Source organism: Streptomyces sp. NPDC044002, from assembly GCF_056434525.1.
Window position 1 is genome coordinate 1 of record NZ_JBWKEZ010000025.1, and the last position, 21001, is coordinate 21001.

Below are 21001 nucleotides of genomic sequence, written 5' to 3' on the forward strand. Positions count from 1 at the left end.
TGAAGTAACGAGACCTCATCTGGGGCGACCGGGTGCAGACGGAGACGCTGGATAAGAAGCGAACAAGCCCGGCTGATCCCCCCTACCCCGTGACTCCCCCCGCCCCGTTTCACGTGGATGTGCTTCCTAGCGGCGGTTGCCGCCCGTGAGGCCGCCGAACCAGCCTCCGCCCTGCTGGCCGCCGTCCTGCGGCTGGTTGGGATTGGCCATCGTCCGGACGTTGACGACCGTGCCCGCCGGGACCGGCTGAGCGGCAGCGGGCTCGGAGGACATGATCACGGCGTTGTCGTCCGTCGGCCCGCCCAGGACCGCCCCGAAGGTCAGGTTGGCCGCCTTGAGGGTGTTCTTGGCCTGGGCCACGGTCTGGCCGGCCAGCGGCGGGACCACGGTCGGCTGGGACGACGCCTTGGAGATGCTGACGTTGACCGGGGTGTCCTTGGGGAGCTGCTGACCGGGCTCGTACTGCTGCGCGACGACCGTCTGGGGTGCGGCTCCCGGGGAGTCGACCTCGGTCGTGCTGCCGAGCTTCAGCTTGGCGTCCGTGAGGGCCTTGGTCGCGGCTGCCTTGTTCATGCCCTTGAGGTCCGGGACGACGCCCTTGGCGGCTTCCTTGGCGACCTGGAGGGTGATCACGGAACCCTGCTCGGCCTGGCTGCCGCTCTTGGGGTTCTGCTCCAGAACGGTGCCGGGAGCGGCGGTGTCGGACTCGACGAGCTTCTTCTCGACCTGGAACTTCTTCGACTTCAGGCTCGACTCGGCGTCCTCGAACTTCAGCCGGGTGACGTCGGGGACCGCGACCTTGGGCGCGCCCGAGGACACCTTGACCTTGACCGTGGTGCCCTTGTCGACCTTGGTGTCGGGTGCCGGGTTCTGCGAGCAGACGTTGCCCTTGGGCTGGTCCTCGCAGGGCTCCTCGGCCTCCTTCTCCACGCCGAGGCCCATGTTCTTGGCGCTGCTCTGCGCCTGCTCGAAGGTCTGGCCGACGAGCTTGGGCACGGCGGGGCGGTTGTCCGCGCCGCCGTTGAAGATGACCTTGCCGATCAGGATCGCGCCGACCAGGACGAGGACGGCGGCGACCGCCAGCAGGATCGTCGAGGCGCGGCTCTTCTTCTGCTGGCGGCGCCCGTGGCCCTGGTCGTAGCCGCCGTGGCCCTGGTTGTCGTACGCGTAGTTGCCGTCGCCGCCCCCGGGGGGCATCGGCGGCATCATTGAGGTCTGGCCGGCGTCCGGGGAGCGCAGGGCGGTGGTGGGCTGGTCGTAGCCCTGGTGCCCGTAGCCGCCCTGGTCGGGGTAGCCGTAGCCGGCCGCGCCCATGGCGGCGGTCGCGGCGACGGGCTGGCCTTCGAGGCAGGCCTCGATGTCGGCCCGCATCTCGTCGGCGGACTGGTAGCGGTAGTCGGGGTCCTTGACCAGGGCCTTGAGGACGATGGCGTCCATCACGGGCGTGATCTCGGGGTCGAAGTTCGACGGGGGCTGGGGTTCCTCGCGCACGTGCTGGTACGCGACGGCCACCGGGGAGTCGCCGACGAACGGGGGACGGACGCACAGCAGCTCGTAGAGCAGGCAGCCCGCGGAGTAGAGGTCGGAGCGCGCGTCGACCTGCTCGCCCTTGGCCTGCTCCGGGGAGAGGTACTGGGCGGTGCCGATCACGGCGGCCGTCTGCGTCATGGTCATGCCGGAGTCGCCCATGGCCCGGGCGATGCCGAAGTCCATGACCTTGACCTGGCCCGTCCGGGTGAGCATCACGTTGGCGGGCTTGATGTCACGGTGGACGATGCCGGCGCGGTGGGAGTACTCCAGCGCCTGGAGGATGCCGATGCACATTTCGAGGGTGCGCTCGGGGAGCAGCTTGCGGCCGGAGTGCAGCAGCTCGCGCAGGGTCGAGCCGTCGACGTACTCCATCACGATGTACGGGATGGAGATGTTGTCGACGTAGTCCTCGCCGGTGTCGTAGACGGCGACGATCGCCGGGTGGTTCAGCGAGGCGGCCGACTGGGCCTCGCGGCGGAACCGGGCCTGGAAGGACGGGTCACGGGCGAGGTCGGCACGCAGGGTCTTGACGGCTACGGTACGGCCGAGCCGGGTGTCGTGGCCGAGGTAGACCTCGGCCATGCCACCGCGGCCGAGCACGTGGCTCAGCTCGTACCGGCCGCCGAGGCGACGCGGCTCTTCCATAACGTTCCAGCCCTCTCCGTCAGTCCCGACCGCACCGGCGTGTGGTCCGGCGGTGTGCTGTTCGCGGCAAGGCTACCGGCCGATCGACGGTGATCGGTTCGTGACCACAGGCTGATATCGGACCGGTACCGAGCGCTCGGATCCTGTCTCCGGTACTCATCCCTTGTTCTTCAGGACGGCTTCCATGACGGCCTTGGCGACGGGTGCGGCCAGGCCGCCACCGCTGATGTCCTCACGGTCGGCGGCGCTGTCCTCGATCACGACGGCCACGGCGACGGGGGAGCTGCCGTCGGGGAGCTCGGCGTAGGAGATGAACCAGGCGTAGGGGCGCTTGGCGTTCTTCTCGCCGTGCTGGGCGGTACCGGTCTTGCCGCCTACCTTGACGCCGTTGATCTGGGCCTTGGTTCCGGTGCCCTTCTCGACGACGTTGATCATCATCTGCTGGACCTTCTGCGCGTTCGCCGCGCTGAGGGGCTTGCTCATCTCGGACGGCTCGTGCTTCTCGATCGTGTCGAGGCCGGGCGCGGTGAGCTGGTCGACCATGTACGGCTTCATCAGCTTGCCGTCGTTGGCGATGGCGGCGGTGACCATGGCCATCTGGAGCGGGGTGGCCGCGGTGTTGAACTGGCCGATCGAGCTCTGCGCGTTGCCGTCGCGGCCCATGGTCTTGTCGTAGACGCTGGCGAAGGCGCGGACCGGGGTGTCGATCTTGTCGTTGTTGAAGCCGAACTTCTGGGCCGTGTCGACCATCTTGTCGCGGCCGACCTTGTCGCCCAGGTTCGCGAAGACCGAGTTGCAGGAGACGCGGAGCGCGTCGTTCAGGCTCGCCTTCTCGCAGCCGGTGGCGTGGTTGACCATCGGGGTCTTGGTGCCGGGCAGGATGTACGGCTCGGGGGTGTCCGTGGGCGCGTTGATGTCGCTGACCACGCCGTGCTCCAGCGCGGCGGCGGCCGTGACCACCTTGAAGGTGGAGCCCGGCGGGTACGTCTCGCGCAGGGCGCGGTTGACGAGCTTCTTGTCCTCGGAGTCCTTCAGCTCGACCCAGGCCTTCTCGTCGGCCTTGGAGTTGCCGGCGAAGGTGGACGGGTCGTACGAGGGGGTGCTGACCAGGGCCAGGATGGCGCCGGTGCGCGGGTCGATCGCCGCGACCGCGCCCTTCTTGGTGCCGAGCTGGTCGAAGGCGGCCTTCTGGGCGGCGGGGTTCAGCGTGGTGATGACGTTGCCGCCGCGCTTCTTCTCCCCGGTGAACATGCCGATGGTGCGGTCGAAGAAGAGCCGGTCGTCGTTGCCGGTGAGGATGCCGTCCTCCAGGGACTCCAGCTGGGTGGAGCCGAAGGCCTGCGAGGCGTAGCCGGTGACGGGCGCCCACAGGGGGCCGTCGACGTAGGTCCGCTTGAACTTGTAGTCGCTGCCCGCGGTGACGGCTGACCCGGTGATCGGCTGGCCGCCCTGGACGATGATGTTGCCGCGCTCGGTGCCGTACTGGGCGATCTGGACCCGGCGGTTCTCCTTGCGCGTGCTGAGGTCCTCGGCCTGCACGTACTGCAGCCAGTTGGTCCGGATCAGCAGGGCGAGGACGAGCAGCCCGCAGAACAGCGAGATGCGGCGCAGGGGCTTGTTCATGACGGGCGGACCACCTGGGTCATCTCGGAGTCGGGGGACGGGGCGGGGGCCGGGGCAGGTCGGCGTGCGGTGTCGCTGATCCGGATGAGGATGGCGATGAGGACCCAGTTCGCCAGGACGGAGGAACCGCCGAAGGCGAGGAAGGGCATGGTCATGCCGGTGAGGGGGATGAGGCCCATGACTCCGCCGGCGACGACGAAGATCTGCAGGGTGAAGGCGCCGGAGAGCCCGATGGCGAACAGCTTGCCGAAGGGGTCGCGCGCGGCGAGGGCGGTGCGGACGCCCCGCTCGATGATCAGGGCGTAGAGCAGGAGGAAGGCCATGACGCCGGTCAGGCCGAGCTCCTCGCCGACGGTGGAGAAGATGAAGTCGGAGTTGGCGGCGAAGCCGATCAGGTCCGAGTTGCCCTGACCCCAGCCGGCGCCGAGCACACCGCCGGAACCGAAGCTCATGATCGACTGGCCGACCTGCTCGCAGGCGCCGGACGTGGAGTAGCAGGCGAAGGGGTCGAGCCAGGCGGTGACGCGGGCCTTGACGTGGCTGGCCGTGGCGCCGACCACGGTGGCACCGCCGACCGACATGAGCAGGCCGATGACGATCCAGCTGGTCCGCTCGGTGGCCACGTACAGCATGATCACGAACATGCCGAAGAACAGCAGCGAGGTGCCGAGGTCGTTCTCGAACACGAGGACGAGCAGGCTCATCGCCCAGATCATCAGGATCGGGCCGAGGTCGCGGCCGCGCGGCAGGTAGAGGCCCATGAAGCGGCGGCTGGCCAGGGCGAGCGCGTCGCGCTTCACCATCAGGTAGCCGGCGAAGAAGATCGCGATGACGATCTTCGCGAACTCGCCGGGCTGGATGGAGAAGCCGCCGACGCTGATCCAGATCTTGGCGCCGAAGACGTCCGCGCCCAGACCCGGGATGACCGGCAGGATCAGCAGGACCAGGGCACCGGCCATGGAGATGTACGTGAACCGCTGGAGCACGCGGTGGTCCTTGAGGACCAGCAGCACGACGGAGAACAGGGCGATGGCGATGCCCGTGTACAGCATCTGGCGCGGCGCGGACTCCGCGAAGCCGCCGAAGCTGCGCTTGGCGAGGTTCTGCAGCCGCTCCGACTGGTCCAGGCGCCAGATCAGGACGACGCCGAGCCCGTTGAGCAGCGTCGCGATCGGCAGCAGCAGCGGGTCGGCGTACTTGGCGTACCGCCGGACGACGAGGTGGCCGATGCCCGCGAGCACGGCGAAGCCGAGCCCGTAGAGCAGCATGCCCGGGGGCAGCTCGCCGTGGATGGACAGGCCCACGTTGGCGTAGGCGAAGATCGGGATGACCACGGCGAAGGCGAGCAGCAGGAGCTCGGTGTTCCGTCGGCTCGGCGCCTCGATGGCGCCGATGGTGGTCGTGTTGGTGACAACGCTCATGGTGTGGCAGGCCCCCTGTGCCCGCGTATGTCTACTGCTTTTCGCACTGGCCGACGACAGCCTGCTCCGCGGGAGTCAGGCTGGGGCCGGGCGTCTGGTTGCCCTGGGCTTCGGAAGCGCGGCGGGCCTCGTCCTGCTTGCAGGCGGAGACCTGGACCCCGAGCTCCTCGATCTTCTTGCGCGCGCCGTCGATGCTGCTCTCGCTGATCGTGGCCTCGACCTGCTTGCGCTTGAAGGGCGGGAGGTACTTCAGTTCGATCTCGGGGTGGTCCGTCTCCACCTCCGAGAGGTGGATCCAGGCCAGGTTCTGGCTGAGGCCGCGGTACAGCGCGACGTGGTCACCCTTGACGCCCACGTAGTACTGGGTCTGCGTCCACCGGTGCGCCGCGTACAGGCCGCCGCCGACGACACCGGCCACGAGCAGCAGGATCAGCGTGCGCGTGGTCCACTTGCGCCCTTTGCTGCGCCGCTTGCGCGGGTGGTCGTACGTGTCCTCGTACTTGCCGTCGGCGTCGTAGGGCTCGGGTTCGCCGAAGCTGCCCAGTGCGCCGCCCTGGCCCTGGTCGGGGTATCCGTAGCCGGGGGCTTCACCGCTGCCGGGAGGGCCGAAGGAGCCCGCGGGCGGCGGGGCCTGGCGGCCGAGCCCGGAGGCCCGCCCGGCGGGCGTCTGCATGGCGTTGCCGTCGAAGAGCTGGTGCTGGTTCTCGGCGACCGCGCCGACGACGACCGGGGTGTCGTTCAGCTGGGCGGCCATGGTGTCGCCGCTGTCGGTGTCGAGGACGTCCGCGACGATGCAGGTGATGTTGTCCGGACCGCCGCCGCGCAGGGCGAGCTGGATCAGGGACTGCACGGTCTCGTGCGGGCCGTGGTAGTCGGCGAGGGTCTCCTCCAGGGTCTGGTGGGAGACCACGCCGGACAGCCCGTCGGAGCAGATCAGGTAGCGGTCGCCGGCCCGGACCTCGCGGATGGAGAGGTCGGGTTCCACGACGTCGCCGCTGCCGAGGGCACGCATCAGGAGGGAGCGCTGCGGATGGGTGGTCGCCTCCTCCTCGGTGATCCGGCCCTCGTCGACGAGGCGCTGCACCCAGGTGTGGTCCTGGGTGATCTGCGTGAGGACACCGTCGCGGAGCAGGTAGGCGCGCGAGTCGCCGACGTGCACCAGACCGAGGCGCTGGCCGGTCCACAGCAGGGCGGTGAGCGTGGTGCCCATGCCTTCGAGCTGGGAGTCTTCCTCGACCATGACGCGCAGCTGGTCGTTGGCGCGCTGCACGGCGATGCCGAGGGCGGTGAGGATGTCGGAGCCCGGGACGTCGTCGTCGAGCTGGACGAGCGAGGAGATGACCTCGGAGCTGGCGACCTCGCCGGCTGCCTGGCCGCCCATGCCGTCGGCGACGGCGAGGAGCCGGGGACCGGCGTAGCCGGAGTCCTCGTTGCCCTCGCGGATCATCCCCTTGTGCGATCCGGCGGCGAAACGCAGGGACAGACTCATGCGCACCTGCCCTGTCGACGCCTCGGGGTACAACCGGTCTCGAGCCACACTGCCCACCCTCCGGTCGGGAGCGCGCTCGGGTCCGTGTCCCCGGTGGGACGGGCCGCCGCGGCTCGCTCGCTCCGCTCGCTCATTCTCGTACTACTTCCGCAGCTCGATGACGGTCTTGCCGATGCGGATCGGGGCGCCCGGCGGAATGGGCGTCGGGGTGGTCAGCCGGGTCCGGTCGAGGTACGTGCCGTTCGTGGACCCGAGATCCTCGACGATCCACTGGCCGTCACGGTCGGGGTAGATCCTGGCATGCCTGCTGGAGGCGTAGTCGTCGTCCAGCACGATCGTGGAGTCGTGGGCGCGGCCCAGCGTGATCGTCTGCCCGGCGAGGGCGACCGTGGTGCCCGTGAGGGTGCCCTCGGAGACGACGAGCTTGGTCGGCGCACCCCTGCGCTGGCGCTGCTGCGGCGGCGCGGCCTGCCGCCCCGTCTGCTGCGCGGAGCCGCCGGCGGCTCCGCCGCGGCGCGAGCCGCGCTGCGTGACTCGCGTACCGAAGAGGTCGCTGCGGATGACCTGTACGGCCACGATGACGAACAGCCACAGAACGGCCAGGAAACCCAACCGCATGACCGTCAGGGTCAGCTCTGACATTGCCCCCGCTTCACCCTTCGGCTTGCCGGTAAATGATGGTGGTGCTGCCCACGACGATCCGCGAGCCGTCGCGGAGCGTAGCGCGGGTGGTGTGCTGCCCGTCCACCACGATGCCGTTGGTGGACCCGAGATCCTGGATCGTCGGGGGTGTTCCGGTCCGGATCTCACAGTGCCGGCGGGACACGCCGGGGTCGTCGATCCGCACATCGGCCTCGGTGCTGCGGCCGAGTACGAGTGTCGGGCGCGAGATCTGGTGGCGGGTGCCGTTGATCTCGATCCAGCGACGCGTGGCCCCCGGGGCGCCGGGAGCCGCGGGTGCGGCGCCGGGGCGCGCGCCGGGTCCGCCCTGGGGCGGGCCCGGGGGCATGGGCGGGGCGCCGACCGGCGGGTAGCCGTATCCGCCCTGCCCGCCCTGGGCGCCCGGGGCGGCCTGGGGGGAGTCCTGGGAGGTGCTGGAGGCGAGGGTGCGACTGCGGACCCGGTAGAGACCGGTGTCCAGGTCTTCGGCCTTCTCCAGGTGCACCTTGATGGGGCCCATGAAGCTGTAGCGCTGCTGCTTGGCGTAGTCGCGTACGAGGCCCGCGAGTTCGTCGCCGAGCTGACCGGAGTAGGGGCTCAGGCGCTCGTAGTCGCCGGCGCTGAGCTCCACGATGAAGTCGTTGGGTACGACGGTCCGCTCGCGGTTCCAGATCGTGGCGTTGTTGTCACACTCGCGCTGGAGGGCGCCGGCGATCTCCACCGGCTGGACCTCGGACTTGAACACCTTGGCGAAGGTGCCGTTCACCAGACCTTCGAGGCGCTGCTCGAAACGCTTCAGGACTCCCATGGGGCACCTCCTCCGTCGTTGTCGCCCTGTACTGCTTACTGATCGTATCCACGCGTGGCGGATTCGGCTGGTTCCCCTTCGGTCCTGCGCGCAGGAGTGTTGGTGCTCACAAGGGATCGTAGGGGTGCGCCAGGGACAGTGTCCCGCACCCGGAGGGGACAGTGGGAGGGGCCGTGCCGGTCGTCGTGAGGGGGGCCGCGGAAAGCGATTTCAATCCGGCCCGTCCGACGTGTTAATGTTTCGACGTCGCCAGGGGAACGGCCCGAAAGGGAAGATCCACTGGGACGCTGCTCGGGCGAGTGGCGGAACGGCAGACGCGCTGGCTTCAGGTGCCAGTGTCCTTCGGGACGTGGGGGTTCAAATCCCCCCTCGCCCACATCGGGGAAGCCCCGATCCGGAATCCGGATCGGGGCTTCTCGCATGTCCGGTCCCGTACGACTTTCGTCGTGCGGGGCGCGACGAAAGAAGACGGCGGGCCGCGGGGGCCGGTGTCTAGGGTCGGGCGTGTGGATGCCAAGGCGAGGACGCGTGCGGGCTGGGACTGGCTGAAGGGGCCGGAACCCTGGTCGCGGCGGATGCTGGCGGGGGACCTGACGAGCGCGGCCGTGCTGGCGCTGCTCGGCGTCGGCGTGGACGAACTCAGCAACAGTTCCGGGCTGAAGACGGTCCTCGGGGCCGTGGCCGTGGTGTCGCTGGTGCTGCTGCGCCGGAGGCTGCCGGCCACCACGCTGGTGGTGGGCGCGGCGGCCAGTGCGCTGCTGCCCGGGGTGTTCCTCGTGACGGTCGTGCTGGGCTGGTCCGCGGGCCGCCGGATCGTCGGCGTGGGCCGGGCGCTCGGCGCGTTCCTGCTGGCCTTCCTGGCCGTGGTCGGTGTCACCCTGGTCGACCAGTGGACGCAGATGCGGCCGCTGCTGGTGGCCGTCTTCTCCACCCTGCTGTTCCTCGCGGCGACCGTCATGCCGGGTCTGGCCAGCCGCTACTGGCACCAGCGCCGGACCCTGCTGAGCGCGCTCCAGGAGCGCAACGACCGGCTGGTGCGCGAGCGGACCATGGTCGCCGGGCAGGCCAGGCTGCGGGAGCGGCAGCGGATCGCCCAGGACATGCATGACAGCCTGGGCCACCAGCTGGCGCTGATCTCGGTGCACACGGGGGCGCTGGAGGTGGACCCCGCGCTCACCGACCGCCAGCGCGAGGCGGTGGGGGTGCTGCGGCAGGCCTCGGTGGCGGCCATGCACGAGCTGCGCGAGGTCGTCGGGATCCTGCGCGACGGAGTGGAGGCGCCCGCGCCGGTCGAGGAGGCGCAGCCGGCGGCGCGGGGGGTGGCCGGGATCACCGGGATCGTGGAGGCGGCGCGGGCCGCGGGGACCGACGTACGGCTGGGTACGGCGGGGCAGCCGCGGCCGCTGGTCGCGGCCTGCGACCACGCGGCGTACCGGATCGTGCAGGAGGCGCTGACCAACGCCTACAAGCACGCTCCCGGGTCGCCGATCACGGTGGAGCTGCGCTACGAGGACGACTCGCTGGTGGTGGAGATCGCCAACGGTCCGGCGACCGACCGGGTCCCGGGCGAGGTCGTGTCGGGCGGGCAGGGGCTGACCGGGCTGAGGGAGCGGGCCCGTCTGGTCGGCGGCATGGTGCACGCGGGGGCGACCGATGACGGCGGGTTCCGGGTGGCGGGCGTGCTGCCCTACGGGACGGAGCCGGCCGGGCTCGTCGAGGACGTGGCCGACGACTTCGGTCAGCGCTCGCAGGCGCGGGCGCTGGCGCTGAAGGGCGCGCCGCCGCTGGACTGGGCCGCGCTGGACCGCGAGCTGTCGGTGCCGGTGCGCACCCGGACCGGGGGTGTGGCGATGGGCTGCGGGATCGCCGTCGCGGCGCTGGTGCTGCTGATCATCGTGATGGGGGCCGCGGTGGTGATGCTGGTCGGCTCCGCCAACAACGCGATGATCGGCAGGGAGGAGTACGACGCGGTCCACGTGGGCGAGTCCGAGGAGTCGGTGCGGGGGCGCCTGCCGAGCGGGGACAGCGTCCTGACGGCGGGCATGGACCGCAAGGGCCCGCCGCGGCCGGAGGGCTCGGACTGCCTGGCCCTGCTCTCCAGCGGCAACTCGGAGTGGTCCGCCGACGACACCGTTTTCCGGTTCTGCTTCAAGGGCGGCAAGCTCGTCGACAAGCAGGCGTACCAGGTCAAGCAGTAGGAGCGTGCGGGTGACAGCCAAGGTGATCAGAGTGGTGATCGCTGACGACGAGCCGCTGATCCGCGCGGGGATCAGGATGATCCTGACCTCGGCGCCGGACATCGAGGTGGTCGCCGAGGGCGCCAACGGCCGGGAAGCGGTCGAGCTGGCCCTCTCGCACGCTCCTGACGTGGTCCTGCTGGACATCCAGATGCCGGTGATGGACGGGCTGACGGCGCTGGGCGAGCTGGGCCGGGCCGCGCCGGCGGTCCGGGCGCTGATCCTGACCACCTTCGGGGAGAAGGAGAACGTGCTGCGGGCGCTGAGCCAGGGCGGTGCGGGCTTCCTGCTGAAGGACTCGGCGCCGGGTGAGCTGATCGGCGCCGTCCGTGCGGCGGCGGCCGGGGACGCGTACCTCTCGCCCGGGGCCACCCGGCACGTGGTCGACCAGCTGGCCGCGGGTCCGGCCGCGGGGCGGGGCGAGGAGGCCCGTCGGCGGGTCGCGGAGCTGAGCGAGCGGGAGCGCGGGGTGCTGGCGCTGCTGGGCGAGGGCTTGTCGAACGCGGACGCCGGGCGCAGGCTCCACATGAGCGAGGCGACGGTGAAGACGTACGTGAGCCGGATCCTGGCGAAGCTGGGCTGCGAGAACCGGGTTCAGGCGGCCCTGCTGGCCAGGGACGCCGGGCTGTAGGTACGGTCTGCCCGGACTTGATCGGCCACGAGGTGGCCGGTGTGGCGCGAACAGGGCGGGGCAGCGCGGATGGTGGCGATACCGGAGCAGTACGCGGCGGCGGGCGGGGTGGCCGGAGCGCCGGGCGGAGCGGGCGTGGCGGTGGACCCGGCCGCGGGGCGGGACGGCGGGCGGATCCCGCGCGTCGCGGGCTTCGCGCCGCGGAACGTCAGCGGTTCGCCGAAGGAGGCGGGGAGGGCGCTGCGGCTGCGCGTCCCGCGGGCGGCGCACGCGCGGTTCGAGGCGCCCGCCGGGCGGCCGGACGCGGTGCGCGCGGTGGAGGAGTCCAACGTGGGCCGGGTCGCCGAGCTGACCCCGATACGGGTGGGCCGGATGGCCGCGAACCCCTTCGCCTTCCTGCGCGGTGCGGCCGGGCTGATGGCGCACGACCTGTCCGGCGGTCCGGTGACCGGGGTGGGCGCGCAGATCTGCGGTGACGCCCACGCGGCCAACTTCGGCCTGTACGGGGACGCGCGCGGCCGGCTCGTGATCGACCTGAACGACTTCGACGAGACCGTCTTCGGCCCGTGGGAATGGGACGTGAAGCGGCTGGCGACCTCCCTGATCCTCGCCGGGCGGGTGGCGGGCGCCTGCGAGGACACCTGTCTGGCGGCGGCCCGGGACGCGGTGGGCGCCTACCGGCGCACCATGCGGCTGCTGGCGAAGCTGCCCGCGCTCGACGCGTGGAACGCGATCGCGGACGAGGAGCTGGTCTCCCACACCGACGCCCGGGACCTGCTCGGGACGCTGGAGCGGGTCTCGGAGAAGGCCCGCAACAACACCTCCGCCCGGTTCGCCGCCAAGTCGACCGAGCTCCTCGCAGACGGGGGCCGACGCTTCGTGGACGCGCTGCCGGTGCTGCGGCGGGTCGGGGACGGGGAGGCCGCTGCCGTGGCCGCCTCGCTGGGCCCGTACCTGGCGACCCTGTCGGGGGACCGGCTGCCGCTGCTGGCCCGGTACGCGATCCACGACGTGGCCTTCCGGGTCGTCGGCACCGGCAGTGTCGGCACCCGCTCGTACGTGGTGCTGCTGCTGGACCACCGGGGCGAGCCGCTGGTGCTCCAGGTGAAGGAGGCGCGGCCGTCGGTGCTGCTGCCGCACCTGCCGGGGCTGGGCTTCCACGCGCCGGCGGAGGAGCACGAGGGCCGCCGGGTGGTGGCCGGGCAGAAGCGGATGCAGGTGGTCTCCGACATCCTGCTGGGCTGGACCACCGTCGAGGGGCGTCCGTACCAGGTCCGGCAGTTCCGCAACCGCAAGGGCAGTGTGGACCCGGCGGCGCTGGCCGTGGACCAGATCGACGACTACGGCCGGATGACCGGTGCCCTGCTGGCCCGGGCGCACGCGCACAGCGCCGATCCGCGGCTGCTGGCGGGGTACTGCGGCAAGAACGAGGAGCTGGACGAGGCGATGGCCGCGTTCGCCGTGGCTTACGCCGACCGGAGCGAGGCCGATCACGCGGATCTGGTGGCGGCGGTGCGCTCGGGACGCATCGCGGCGGAGTTCGGGGTCTGAGCGGCAGGCCCGGCCCGGGCGGCCCGACGGGCCCGGGCGGCCCGGCGGCGTCCGGGGCGGGCGTGTGTGTTTCACGCGGCCTGCGCGTTTCACGTGAAACATCCCCCACGTTTCACGTGAAACGTGGCCCGGGGCGGGCCGTAGGCTGGCCGGGTGAGCGAGCAGACCGAACCCACCGCCCCCGAAGAGTCCGCCGTCCCCGGTGACGAGCGGCCCGAGGCACGGCTGGAGCGCGCCGTGCGGGCCGCCGAGCAGGCGCTGATCGAGTTCGAGATCGCCGTGGAGACCTTCCGGGTGGAGGTCGAGAACTTCTCCCGGCTGCACCACCAGAAGCTCGGCCCGATGTACTCGCGCCTCGACGAGCTGGACGCGCTGATCGCGGAGGCGAAGGCGGCCCGCACCGGTGATCCGGAGGACCTGCGGCGGGCCCAGGAGGCCCGCTCGCTGGTCATGCCGATGCCCGGCGTGGAGGAGCTGTTCCACGACTGGCTGGGCTCGGAGGGCCTCTCCGACGACGCCGCCGCGATGCTCACCGACCGGTCGGTGCAGCCCCCGCAGCGGGTGCGGCCCACCGAGGAGGTGCGGCGGCTGTACCGGGAGCTGGTCCGCAAGGCCCATCCCGACCTGGCGCAGGACGATGCCGAGCGCGCGCGCCGCGACGCCTTCATCGCCCGGGTCAACGCCGCCTACGGGCGCGGTGAGGAGCGGTTGCTGCGCGAGCTGGCCGAGGAGTGGGAGGCCGGCCCGGCGCCCGAGGAGGTCCGGCCGAGCGAGAGCGAGGAGCTGTACGCCCGGCTGGAGTGGCTGGCCCAGCGCAAGGAGCTGCTCTCGCTGGTGGCGAAGGAGCTGGAGGACAGCGCGATCGGCGCCATGCTGCGGATGGCTCCGGACGACCCGGACCGCCTGCTGGAGGAGATCGCGGAGCAGCTGCTGGCGCAGGTTTCCGAGCGCGAGGCGGAACTGGCGTCGTACAGCGCCGGATGAGTCCGGCCCTGCCGGGGCTTCGGATAGGTTGGCAGACCAGATCCGTGAAGAGAGAAGGCGACAGTTATGAACCTCGGACCGCTTCCCTCGGTGGACGCCGCCGCGGTGCCCGCCGAAGGCTTCGTCCTCGACGTCCGTGAGGACGACGAATGGGCGGCCGGGCACGTCGAGGGTGCGCTGCACGTCCCGATGAGCGACTTCGTGGCGCGCTTCGGCGAGGTCACCGAGGCGGTCGCGGACGGCCGTACCGCGTACGTGATGTGCCGGGTGGGCGGCCGCAGCGCCCAGGTCACCCAGTACCTGGTGCGCCAGGGCATCGAGGCCGTGAACATCGACGGCGGGATGCAGGCCTGGGAGCGCGCCGGGCGCCCGATGGTGACGGACACCGGGAACCCGGCCTTCGTGCTCTAGTCCCCGCTCAGGCCAGCGGGTGGGCGGCCAGCAGGTCGCCCAGTGCCTCCTCGTGCGCGGCGGCCGGACCGAGCTGGAGTTCCAGCTGCTTGGCCCACGCGTGGTACCGGTGCAGCGGGTAGTCGGTGTCCGCGCCGAAGCCGCCGTGCAGGTGCTGGGCGGTCTGCACCACCCGGCGTACGCCCTCCGAGGCCCAGATCTTGGCGACGGCGACGTCCCCGGCGCTGGGCAGCGGGCCGCCCGCCCCGCCGGTCGCGGCGTCGAGCCGCCAGGCGGCCTGCCAGAGGGTGGCCTCCATGGCGCGCAGGTCGATGTAGCGGTCGGCGGCCTGCACCGCGACGGCCTGGAAGGTCGCCACGGGGAAGCCGAACTGCTCCCGCTTCCCGGTGTACTGGCTGGTCATGGCGAGGGCGGCCTCGCCGAGGCCGAGTGCGAGGGCGCAGGTGCCGGTGGCCAGCAGCTGGTGGAGCCGGTCCCAGGCGCCGGGGGCGTCGATCACGTGGGCGGCGGGTGCCCGTACCGCTTCGAGGGTGAGTTCGGCGAGCCGCTCGCCGCTGGTGGAGTACTGGTCGGCGAGCGTGAGGCCCGGGGTGACGCGGGGCAGCAGCGCGAGGGCGGCCTCGCCCTCGCCGCTGTGGGCGGGGACCGCGATCCAGTCGCAGCCGTGGGCCCAGGCCACGGAGGTCTGCACCCCGTCCAGGAGCCAGTCCGCGCCCTCTCGGCGTGCGGTGACGGCGAGTTCGGCGGGGTCGTGGCCGGTGCGGCCGTGTGCGGCGGCGGTGAGGACGAGCGTGCCGTTCCCGGCGCCGGGCAGCAGGGCGGCGGCCAGTTCGGGGCTGCCGTGGGCCTGGACGGCCATGGCGGTGGCGCAGTGCTCCAGCAGCGGCACCCGGGCCAGGACGCGCGCCGCTTCGCGCAGCACGAGGCACAGGGCTATGGCGTCGAGGCCGGCCCCGCCGTGCTCCTCGGAGAGGACGAGGCCCAGCAGGTCGGAGCCGGCGAGCCTGGCCCACAGCGGCCGGTCGAAGTCGTCCGCGACGGCTCCGGGCGTGAGCGCCGGGCTGGGGACGCCGTCGGGGGCGACGCCGGAGAAGACGGCCCGCGCGGCCTCGACGGCGGCCTGCTGTTCCTCGGTGAAGGTGAAGTCCACTGCCTGTCCTCCTGCGCGCACCGGCTGACGCCCTTGTCTGACGGTGCGTCAAGATAGAGCAGAGTGCGGCAATTGGACAGGCCCGGGCGGCCGGTGGACCTACCTGTCGAAGTCGATCTCCACTTCCTCCGTCAGGGCGTGGGACTGGCAGGCCAGCACGAACCCGGCGTCGGTCTCCTCCGCCTCCAGCGCGAAGTTGCGGTCCATCCGGACCTCGCCGGAGACGACGAAGGCCCGGCAGGTGCCGCACACCCCGCCCTTGCAGGCGTACGGGGCGTCCGCGCGGTTGCGCAGCACCGTGTCCAGCAGGGACTCGCCGTCCTGTACGGCCCAGGTGCCCGAGCGGCCGTCGAGCCGGGCGGTCACCCGGCCGTGGGCCGGGGACGGGACGGAGCGGACGGGGCCCTGCGGGGCGGTGTCCTCGACGTGGAAGATCTCCTCGTGCACCCGGGTCCGTACGACGCCGAGCGCGCCCAGGGCCCGCTCCGCGCCGGTCACCAGCCCGTAGGGACCGCACAGGAACCAGCCCGTCACCTCCTCGACCGGGAGCAGCGCGGGCAGCAGGGACGCCAGCCGGGCCTCGTCGAGCCGCCCGGACGGCAGCCCGGCCTCCTGCTCCTCGCGGGAGAGCACGGTGACCAGCTGGAAGCGGTCGGGGTAGCGGTCCTTGAGGTCGGCCACGTCCTCCAGGAACATCGTCGAGGCCGCCGTGCGGTCGGCGCGCACCAGGCAGAACCGGGCGTCGGGCCGTGCCGCCAGCACCGAGGCGGCGATCGACAGCACCGGGGTGATGCCGCTGCCGCCGACGATCGCCGCGTAGTGCGCGCCCTGCGGGGCGGCGGCCGGCTCCAGCACGAACCGTCCGGCCGGGACCATCACGTCCAGCACGTCGCCCGCGGCGACCTCCTTGTGCGCGAACGTGGAGAACTCGCCGCCCTCCACCAGGCGCACGCCCACCCGCAGCTCGGCCGGTCCGGGTCCGTCGGGGGCCGGGGCGGGGGAGCAGATCGAGTAGGTGCGGCGGACCTCGGTGCCCTCGGCGGCGCGGCGGCGCAGCGTCAGGTGCTGGCCGGGGGCGTGGCGGTAGTCCTCGCGCAGTTCCTCGGGGACGCGGAGGGTCAGTGCCACCGAGTCGTCGGTGAGCCGGTCGACTGCCGCCACCGTCAGCGGGTGGAACGCGCCGTGGCGGGGTGCGGCCATCTACAGCTCCTTGAAGTGGTCGAACGGTTCGCGGCAGGAGACGCAGCGGCGCAGCGCCTTGCACGCGGTGGAGGAGAAGCGGCTGAGCAGTTCGGTGTCGGTCGAGCCGCAGTTCGGGCAGCGCACCGACAGGGTCAGCGGTACCGGTCCGCCGGTGGAGTGCGGGCGGGGCGGTGCGATGCCGAACTCGGCCAGTTTGCGGCGGCCTTCGGCGCTGATGTCGTCGGTGGACCAGGCCGGGGACAGCACCGTGGTGACCTGCACCTCGGGGATGCCGTGGCCGGTGAGGACGCGCTCGATGTCGGCGGCCATGGCCTCGATGGCCGGGCAGCCGGTGTACGTCGGGGTCAGGACCACCTCGGCGTGCCCGTCCTCGTGCATCCGCACCCCGCGCATGACGCCCAGCTCGGCCAGGGTCAGCACGGGCAGTTCCGGGTCGGGGACGGAACCGGCCAGCTCGGCCAGCTCCGCCTCCAGGCGGGTGGTCCCGGCCCCGGCGCTCACCACGACGCTCCGGGGTGGCTGCGGTGCAGGTGCTGCATCTCGGCGAGCAGCCGTCCGAACGGCTCCGTGTGCAGCCCCTGGCGGCCGGCTCCGGCGGCCCAGGCACCCGTACGCGGCCCTTCGGGCAGGGCGAGTCCGGCCCGGTCCAGTACGTCGCCCAGCGCGGCCAGCCAGCGGCCCTCCAGGGCCTCCATGGCGGCCTGGTCCAGGCCGACGCCCTCGACGGGCAGGAACATCTCCCCGGTGAACTTCCACAGGGCGTCCAGCGCCGTGCGCATCCGGGACCGGCTCTCCTCGGTGCCGTCGCCGAGGCGCAGCGTCCACTGCTCGGCGTGGTCCCGGTGGTAGGCGGTCTCCTTCACTGCCTTGGCGGCGAGCGGGGCGAACGGGCCGTCGCCGGCGGCGAGCTCCGCGTACAGCTCGTGCTGGTAGAAGGAGAAGTACAGCTGGCGGGCGATGGTGTGGGCGAAGTCCCCGTTGGGCTGCTCGACCAGCTGGAGGTTGCGGAAGGAGCGCTCCTCGCGCAGGAAGGCCAGCTCGTCCTCGTCGCCGGCCATGGACAGCAGCAGGCGGGCCTGTCCGAGCAGGTCGAGGGCGATGTTGGCCAGGGCGACCTCCTCCTCCAGGACGGGGGCGTGGCCCGCCCACTCGCCGAGGCGGTGGGAGAGGATCAGCGCGTCGTCGCCGAGGGCGAGGGCGGCCGCGGTGCGGGTGTCGGTGCCGGCGCTCACAGGTGGCGCACCCCCTCGGGGATGTCGTAGAAGGTGGGGTGGCGGTAGGGCTTGTCGGCGGACGGGGCGAAGAACGGGTCCCGCTCGTCCGGCGAGGAGGCGGTGATCTCCGTGGAGGGCACGACCCAGATGGAGACGCCCTCGTTGCGCCGCGTGTAGAGGTCGCGGGCGTTGCGCAGGGCCATCTCCGCGTCCGGGGCGTGCAGGCTTCCCGCGTGCGTGTGCGAGAGGCCGCGGCGCGAGCGCACGAACACCTCCCACAGGGGCCAGTTCTGCGTCATGCCTGTACCTCTCGTCCGGTGCTGGTGTGCTTCGCGGCGTAGGCGGAGGCGGCCTCGCGGACCCAGGCGCCTTCCTCGTGCGCCGTGCGCCGCTGGCTGATCCGCTGTTCGTTGCAGGGGCCGTTGCCCTTGAGGACGTCCCAGAACTCGGCCCAGTCGATGGCGCCGAAGTCGTGGTGGCCGCGCTCCTCGTTCCACTTGATGTCCGGGTCGGGCAGGGTCAGGCCCAGCGACTCGGCCTGCGGGACGGCGATGTCCACGAAGCGCTGGCGCAGCTCGTCGTTCGAGTGGCGCTTGATCTTCCAGGCCATCGCCTGCGCGCTGTGGACCGATTCGTCGTCCGGCGGGCCGAACATCATCAGCGAGGGCCACCACCAGCGGTCGACGGCGTCCTGCGCCATGGCGTGCTGGGCCTCGGTGCCCTGCGAGAGGGCGAGGAGCAGCTCGTAGCCCTGGCGCTGGTGGAAGGACTCCTCCTTGCAGATCCGGACCATGGCGCGGGCGTAGGGGCCGTAGGAGCAGCGGCAGATCGGCACCTGGTTGGTGATCGCCGCGCCGTCCACGAGCCAGCCGATGGCGCCGACGTCGGCCCAGGTCAGGGTGGGGTAGTTGAAGATCGAGGAGTACTTCTGCTTGCCCGAGTGGAGCTTGTCGAGCAGCTCGTCGCGGCTGGTGCCGAGGGTTTCGGCGGCGCTGTAGAGGTAGAGCCCGTGGCCCGCCTCGTCCTGCACCTTGGCCATCAGGATCGCCTTGCGGCGCAGCGAGGGCGCGCGGGTGATCCAGTTGGCCTCGGGCTGCATGCCGATGATCTCGGAGTGCGCGTGCTGCGCCATCTGCCGGACCAGGGAGGCGCGGTACTCCTCGGGCATCCAGTCCCGGGGCTCCACGCGCTCGTCGGCCGCCACGGCGGCGTCGAAGTCCGCACGGAGCTGTGCGCCGAGGTCTGCGGACTGCCCGTCCACCGCGCCGTCCACCGTGCCTGACGTGCCCGTTTCCGGGGTCACTGCGACCATCCCGGTCCCCTGTCAGAGTGTGCCGTCCGCCCGACCGACCGATCGTTCGGTTCATCCTCTTCAATGGTGAGACGGCGGCCCGTAGGGTGTCAACCTCTGTGGGCAACCCTGTGGACGCCGGATGATCGGGGCGGGATGGATTCGAACGAGCGCGAGCCTGCGGAAGGAGCCCTTCCGCCGGCCGCCCCGGCGCACCCCGCACCGCCCCGCACACCCGGGATCGCCGGCCTGTCCGCCCCCTACCGGGTCATCGCGGCCCTCGCCCTGGGGGCCCTGGGCGTCGGCGCCTGCCTGCACCTCGGACTGGTCTTCCTGCACGTCGCACCGGCCAACACCGTCGGCAAGCAGAACGCCCGGCTGGTGGACGGCTGGATCTATCCCGAGTTCGAACAGAACTGGAAGCTCTTCGCGCCCAACCCGTTCCAGCAGAACATCTCCGTCGAGGCCCGCGCCCAGGTCCGCACCGCCGCCGGGGAACTCGTCACCCGCGACTGGCGCGACCTGTCCGCCGAGGACGGCGCGGCGATCCGCCACGGCCTGCTGCCCAGCCACACCGAGCAGAACGAGCTCCGCAGGGCCTGGGACTTCTTCACCGGCTCCCACGACGAGGACAACAAGCCCGACGGCGAGCGCGGGGAGCTGGCCGAGCAGTACCTGAAGCGGATCGCCGTGGACCGGCTGGCCCCCCGCAAGGGCGACGGGGAGCGGATCGTACGCATCCAGCTGCGCTCGGCGACCCGGTCGGTGGCCGCGCCCTCCTGGAGCGGGGAGAAGACCGACACCCAGACGTACTACCGGGAGCTGCCGTGGTGGAACGTGTGAGGAGCGCCCTCGCGCGGGCGGTCGCGAAGGCCACCGGACAGGCGCTCGGCCCGTACCAGAGCGCCGTCGTACGCATCGGCTTCGCCGCGACCTGGCTGTTCTTCCTGTTGCGGGAGTTCCCCCACCGGCACGAGCTGTACGGCCCCGACGGGCCGTGGAGCTGGCAGCTCGCCGAACGGCTGATCGCCACGAACCGCGCCTTCACGGTGCTGATGTGGTCGGACTCGACGGTGTGGTTCGAGACCGTGTACGCGCTCTCCCTGCTCGCGAGCGTCCTGCTGGTGCTGGGCTGGCGGACACGGGCCTCCTCGGTCCTGTTCATGATCGGGGTGCTGTCGCTGCAGAACCGCAGCGTGTTCATGGGCGACGGCGGGGACAACGTCATCCACCTGATGGCCGTCTACCTCGTGCTGACCCGCTGCGGGCAGGTGTGGTCGCTGGACGCCCGCCGGGCCCGGCTGCGCGGCTCGGCGGCCGCGGGGGCCGCGGGACCGGTGCTGTGGGCGCTGCTCGGCGCCGGGTTCGCGTACGGGGCGGTGAGCGGGCACCTCGGCGCGCTCTGGCTCGTGTTCTTCGGGACCCTGTGGACCGGGACGGCGCTGTGGTGGCTCGCCGACCGGTACGAACCCGGGGGCGAGCGGCGGGCGGCCCTCGACGTGCTCGCGAACCTGCTGCACAACGCCGGGATGCTGGTGATCACGGCCGAGGTGTGCCTGATCTACGCCACCGCCGGCTGGTACAAGATCCAGGGCTCGCGGTGGCAGGACGGGACCGCGCTGTACTACCCGCTGAGCCTGGACTACTTCACCCCGTGGCCCTGGCTGTCGGAGCTGGTGGCGTCCAGCGGGGTGGTGGTGATGCTGCTGACGTACGGGACCGTGCTGGTGCAGGTGGCGTTCCCGTTCACGCTGTTCAACCGGCGGGTCAAGAACGTGCTGCTGGCGGTGATGATGCTGGAGCACGCCGGGATCGCGGTGCTGCTGGGGCTGCCGTTCTTTTCTCTGGCGATGATCGCCGCCGATGCGGTGTTCCTGCCGACGGGGCTGCTGGTGTGGGTGGGGGCGCGGGTCGCTGGCGCGTGGGGGCGGGTGCCGCTGCGCGGAGCCGCTCCCCGCCCCGCCCTTTCTCCGTTTCCCGGGGCTGCGCCCCGGACCCCCTTCCTGGGGGCTCCGCCCCCGGACCCCCAGGCCTCAATCGCCGGCGAGGCTATGAATAGCCCCGCCGGCGATTGAGGCGACGGGCGCAGAGCGCCCGTACGGGGTCAGGGGCAGCGCCCCTGGGAACGGTGGAAGGGCGGGTAGGGGACCAGC

19 protein-coding genes and 1 tRNA gene are annotated in these 21001 nt (G+C 71.9%); 8 read left to right on the forward strand and 12 right to left on the reverse strand.

All coding sequences use genetic code 11. The features are described from left to right. Window positions 1–126: 126 nt before the first annotated feature. From pknB to AC07A6_RS19675, 6 genes are all read right to left on the reverse strand, one after another. Window positions 127–2175, reverse strand: a complete 2049-nt coding sequence (gene pknB / locus AC07A6_RS19650) for a Stk1 family PASTA domain-containing Ser/Thr kinase (RefSeq protein WP_362456766.1) — start codon at window positions 2173–2175, stop codon at window positions 127–129. 156 nt (window positions 2176–2331) lie between these two features. Next, complete coding sequence (locus AC07A6_RS19655) at window positions 2332–3798, reverse strand: peptidoglycan D,D-transpeptidase FtsI family protein (protein ID WP_362456769.1); 1467 nt, start codon at window positions 3796–3798, stop codon at window positions 2332–2334. After that, entirely contained in the window at window positions 3795–5219 is a 1425-nt protein-coding gene (locus AC07A6_RS19660) for an FtsW/RodA/SpoVE family cell cycle protein (RefSeq protein WP_362456772.1), read from the reverse strand. Before AC07A6_RS19660 ends, AC07A6_RS19655 begins: the two co-directional genes overlap by 4 nt. Before the next feature lie 31 nt (window positions 5220–5250). After that, complete coding sequence (locus tag AC07A6_RS19665; protein ID WP_478777879.1) at window positions 5251–6708, reverse strand: PP2C family protein-serine/threonine phosphatase; 1458 nt, start codon at window positions 6706–6708, stop codon at window positions 5251–5253. 141 nt (window positions 6709–6849) lie between these two features. Then, window positions 6850–7350 carry an FHA domain-containing protein FhaB/FipA gene (locus AC07A6_RS19670; RefSeq protein WP_478777880.1) on the reverse strand — a complete coding sequence of 167 codons (501 nt, stop codon included), beginning with the start codon at window positions 7348–7350 and terminating at the stop codon, window positions 6850–6852. Between the two features lie 10 nt (window positions 7351–7360). Further along, window positions 7361–8176 carry an FhaA domain-containing protein gene (locus AC07A6_RS19675; RefSeq protein ID WP_386270711.1) on the reverse strand — a complete coding sequence of 272 codons (816 nt, stop codon included), beginning with the start codon at window positions 8174–8176 and terminating at the stop codon, window positions 7361–7363. Between the two features lie 293 nt (window positions 8177–8469). Here AC07A6_RS19675 and AC07A6_RS19680 point away from each other — a divergent pair. From AC07A6_RS19680 to AC07A6_RS19705, 6 genes are all read left to right on the forward strand, one after another. Then, window positions 8470–8552: transfer RNA gene (locus AC07A6_RS19680), tRNA-Leu, on the forward strand. A 130-nt stretch (window positions 8553–8682) separates the two neighbouring features. Further along, window positions 8683–10374: a sensor histidine kinase gene (locus tag AC07A6_RS19685; protein ID WP_362456783.1), complete on the forward strand. Its 1692-nt coding sequence runs from the start codon at window positions 8683–8685 to the stop codon at window positions 10372–10374. 10 nt (window positions 10375–10384) lie between these two features. Then, entirely contained in the window at window positions 10385–11044 is a 660-nt protein-coding gene (locus AC07A6_RS19690) for a response regulator transcription factor (RefSeq protein WP_362456786.1), read from the forward strand. A gap of 69 nt (window positions 11045–11113) precedes the next feature. Next, entirely contained in the window at window positions 11114–12595 is a 1482-nt protein-coding gene (locus tag AC07A6_RS19695; protein WP_478777881.1) for a DUF2252 domain-containing protein, read from the forward strand. Window positions 12596–12748: 153 nt separating this feature from the next. After that, entirely contained in the window at window positions 12749–13579 is an 831-nt protein-coding gene (locus tag AC07A6_RS19700) for a J domain-containing protein (RefSeq protein ID WP_362456792.1), read from the forward strand. Window positions 13580–13645: 66 nt separating this feature from the next. Beyond that, window positions 13646–13990 carry a rhodanese-like domain-containing protein gene (locus AC07A6_RS19705; protein ID WP_125821712.1) on the forward strand — a complete coding sequence of 115 codons (345 nt, stop codon included), beginning with the start codon at window positions 13646–13648 and terminating at the stop codon, window positions 13988–13990. Between the two features lie 7 nt (window positions 13991–13997). On the opposite strand, the gene AC07A6_RS19710 is transcribed toward AC07A6_RS19705, so the two are convergent. The 6 genes from AC07A6_RS19710 to paaA form a co-directional block, all read right to left on the reverse strand. Then, complete coding sequence (locus tag AC07A6_RS19710; protein WP_478777882.1) at window positions 13998–15140, reverse strand: acyl-CoA dehydrogenase family protein; 1143 nt, start codon at window positions 15138–15140, stop codon at window positions 13998–14000. 99 nt (window positions 15141–15239) lie between these two features. Continuing rightward, the gene (locus tag AC07A6_RS19715; RefSeq protein WP_478777883.1) at window positions 15240–16340 is read right to left on the reverse strand and encodes a 2Fe-2S iron-sulfur cluster-binding protein; all 1101 of its coding nucleotides are present in this window, start codon (window positions 16338–16340) and stop codon (window positions 15240–15242) included. After that, window positions 16341–16847 (reverse strand): 1,2-phenylacetyl-CoA epoxidase subunit PaaD, encoded by a 507-nt coding sequence (paaD, locus tag AC07A6_RS19720; protein WP_362456802.1) that lies wholly within the window; start codon window positions 16845–16847, stop codon window positions 16341–16343. Then, window positions 16841–17575: a 1,2-phenylacetyl-CoA epoxidase subunit PaaC gene (paaC, locus tag AC07A6_RS19725; RefSeq protein ID WP_385758453.1), complete on the reverse strand. Its 735-nt coding sequence runs from the start codon at window positions 17573–17575 to the stop codon at window positions 16841–16843. The genes paaD and paaC overlap by 7 nt, the downstream gene beginning before the upstream one ends. Continuing rightward, a complete protein-coding gene (paaB, locus tag AC07A6_RS19730; protein ID WP_362456808.1) occupies window positions 17572–17856 on the reverse strand; it encodes a 1,2-phenylacetyl-CoA epoxidase subunit PaaB in 285 nt (94 codons plus the stop codon). The genes paaC and paaB overlap by 4 nt, the downstream gene beginning before the upstream one ends. Next, window positions 17853–18869 carry a 1,2-phenylacetyl-CoA epoxidase subunit PaaA gene (paaA, locus tag AC07A6_RS19735; RefSeq protein ID WP_362456811.1) on the reverse strand — a complete coding sequence of 339 codons (1017 nt, stop codon included), beginning with the start codon at window positions 18867–18869 and terminating at the stop codon, window positions 17853–17855. Before paaA ends, paaB begins: the two co-directional genes overlap by 4 nt. Before the next feature lie 135 nt (window positions 18870–19004). On the opposite strand from paaA, the gene AC07A6_RS19740 reads away from it, so the two are divergent. Then, window positions 19005–19691 (forward strand): DUF5819 family protein, encoded by a 687-nt coding sequence (locus AC07A6_RS19740; protein ID WP_478777884.1) that lies wholly within the window; start codon window positions 19005–19007, stop codon window positions 19689–19691. Continuing rightward, on the forward strand, window positions 19676–20923 hold the full coding sequence (locus tag AC07A6_RS19745; protein WP_478777885.1) for an HTTM domain-containing protein: 1248 nt from the start codon (window positions 19676–19678) through the stop codon (window positions 20921–20923). Before AC07A6_RS19740 ends, AC07A6_RS19745 begins: the two co-directional genes overlap by 16 nt. The last annotated feature ends 78 nt before the right edge of the window (window positions 20924–21001 follow it).